This window comes from Bradyrhizobium sp. (assembly GCF_049581145.1).
Taxonomy (GTDB): Bacteria; Pseudomonadota; Alphaproteobacteria; order Rhizobiales; family Xanthobacteraceae; genus Bradyrhizobium.
Genome location: NZ_JBAURI010001245.1, coordinates 1 through 2,566, shown reverse-complemented (window position 1 = coordinate 2,566; position 2,566 = coordinate 1). Strand labels below are relative to the sequence as shown.

Genomic DNA, 2,566 nt, shown 5'->3' with positions numbered 1-2,566 from the left:
GGCCTGATCTACGTCAATCCGGAAGGCCCGAACGGCAAGCCCGATCCGGCCGCGGCGGCCCGGGATATCCGCGAAACCTTCCGCCGCATGGCGATGAACGACGAAGAGACGGTCGCGCTGATTGCCGGCGGTCACACCTTCGGCAAGACCCATGGCGCCGGCGATGCCTCTCTGGTGGGCCCGGAGCCGGAAGGTGCCGACATCGAGGAGCAGGGTCTCGGCTGGACCAGCAAATACGGCACCGGCAAAGCCGATGATGCGATCACCTCTGGCCTGGAAGTGATCTGGACCACGACGCCGACCAAGTGGAGCAACAACTTCTTCGATAATCTGTTCGGCTACGAATGGGAGCTGACCAAGAGCCCGGCCGGCGCCAACCAGTGGACTCCGAAGGGCGGTGCGGGTGCCGGCACGGTGCCGGATGCGCATGATCCGTCGAAGCGTCACGCGCCGTCGATGCTCACCACCGACCTCGCGCTGCGGGTCGATCCGGCCTACGAAAAGATCTCGCGGCGCTTCCACGAGCATCCGGACCAGTTCGCCGACGCGTTTGCGCGGGCGTGGTTCAAGCTGACGCATCGCGACATGGGCCCGATCGTGCGTTATCTCGGCCCGCTGGTGCCGAAGGAAGTGCTGCCATGGCAGGACCCGGTCCCCGCCGTCGATCATCCGCTGATCTCCGAGCAGGACATCGCGACGCTGAAGGCGAAGATCCTGGCGTCCGGCCTGTCGGTGTCGCAGCTGGTTGCCACCGCCTGGGCGTCGGCGTCGACCTTCCGCGGCTCCGACAAGCGCGGCGGAGCCAACGGGGCGCGGATTCGCCTGGCGCCGCAAAAGGATTGGGAGGTCAACCAGCCCGCCGAGCTGGCGAAGGTCCTGAGCAGGCTGGAGGCGATCCAGAAGGAGTTCAACGCACAGGCCTCCGGCGGCAAGAAGGTCTCGCTGGCGGACCTGATCGTGCTGGGCGGCAACGCGGCGGTCGAGGCAGCCGCGAAAAAGGCCGGGCACGACGTCAAGGTCCCGTTCACGCCCGGACGGACGGATGCCTCGCAGGAGCACACCGACGTGGAGTCGTTCGCCGTGCTGGAGCCGGCCGCGGATGGCTTCCGCAACTACCTGCGCAAGGGGCATCCGATGTCGGCAGACGAGCATCTGCTGGATCGGGCGGAGTTGCTGACGCTGACGGCGCCCGAGCTAACTGTTCTGATCGGCGGCCTGCGCGTGCTGAATGCAAATGTCGGGCAGTCCAGGCACGGCGTCTTCACCCGCACTCCGGAGGCGCTGACCAACGACTTCTTCGTAAACCTGCTCGACATGGGCACGGCGTGGAAGCCGGCTTCGACAGAAGGCGCCTACGAGGGCCGCGACCGCGCCACGGGTCAGCTGAAGTGGACCGGCACGCGGGTGGATCTGTTGTTCGGTTCGCACTCCCAGCTCCGCGCCATCGCGGAAGTCTACGCGGCGGCCGACTCCAGGCAGCGGTTCGTCCACGACTTCGTCGCGGCATGGACCAAGGTGATGAACCTCGATCGCTTCGATCTCGCCTGATCGCGGCCGGCAAGTACGATGTGGGTCCCGGCCTTGCGCCGGGCCCCACCAACGCGCTTCTTAGATGCGCTTCCCGGTATCCCCGCGACGTCGGTTTTCGCACTCAACCGTCGATCCGGCCCTGGAGCCCCACACGCCGGCCTCTCTATCTTGAGCCGGGACGTAGCTTCTCACCAACTTGATCCTGTGGTTATGGGTCCCGGCTCAAGGCCGGGACGACGTGTTGGATGCAGCAGCAACTGCTGTAGGGCCGCGTTTGGCGGAGTCCAAGCGACGCCCATGGCGCTTCGGCTGCTGGCGAGCGCGCTTGTTGCGAGCGCTATGCCAGCCGCGACTGCAGCGCAATTTTCGTGGCAACTGTCCAAGGGCCGATACGCATCTTGAGCGCTGCGCGGTCAAATGCCGCAGGCCAATATCGATCTCGTTTCGCCGGCGAAAGGCTCCTCACGGGGCGACGAAATACGTCGTTTCATGAGGCAAATGAGGCCACTGCGTTCTGGCTGGCCATCATTGTAACCGAATGTAACCAACCAACGGCGCAAATGCAGCACACGCGGTCCGGGCCACACGCCCGACCGTTGGACGGGCCACCCCACGGCGTGTAAACGGGGCGCGGATCAAGTGCACATCTCATGAGCCTGTCGAAACCGTTCATACTCCGGCCTGTCGCCACGACGCTGCTGACGTTCGGCCTGTTCGCCGCCGGTATCATCGCGTTCTTCAAGCTTCCGGTCTCGCCGCTGCCCGATGTCGATATCCCGACGATCTCGGTGCAGGCGACGCTGCCGGGCGCGAGTCCGGAGGATGTGGCGGCGACCGTTGCGAGCCCGCTGGAACGGCATCTCGGCCAGATCGCCGATGTCAACGAAATGACGTCGCAGAGCTCGCTCGGCTCCGCGCGCGTCAATCTGCAGTTCGGCATCGATCGCGACATCAACGGCGCCGCCCGCGACGTGCAGGCGGCGATCAACGCTTCGCGCGCCGATCTGCCGAGCTCGCTGCGCAGCAACCCGACCTA

2 protein-coding genes are annotated in these 2,566 nt (G+C 65.7%); both read left to right on the top strand.

The features are described from left to right. Positions 1-1,548, top strand: a 1,548-nt coding sequence (gene katG / locus WCB02_RS39555; protein ID WP_423967855.1) for a catalase/peroxidase HPI, incomplete at its 5' end; no start/stop codon positions are given. 632 nt (positions 1,549-2,180) lie between these two features. Next, the coding region (locus WCB02_RS39550) for an efflux RND transporter permease subunit (protein ID WP_423967853.1) at positions 2,181-2,566 on the top strand (386 nt) is incomplete at its 3' end.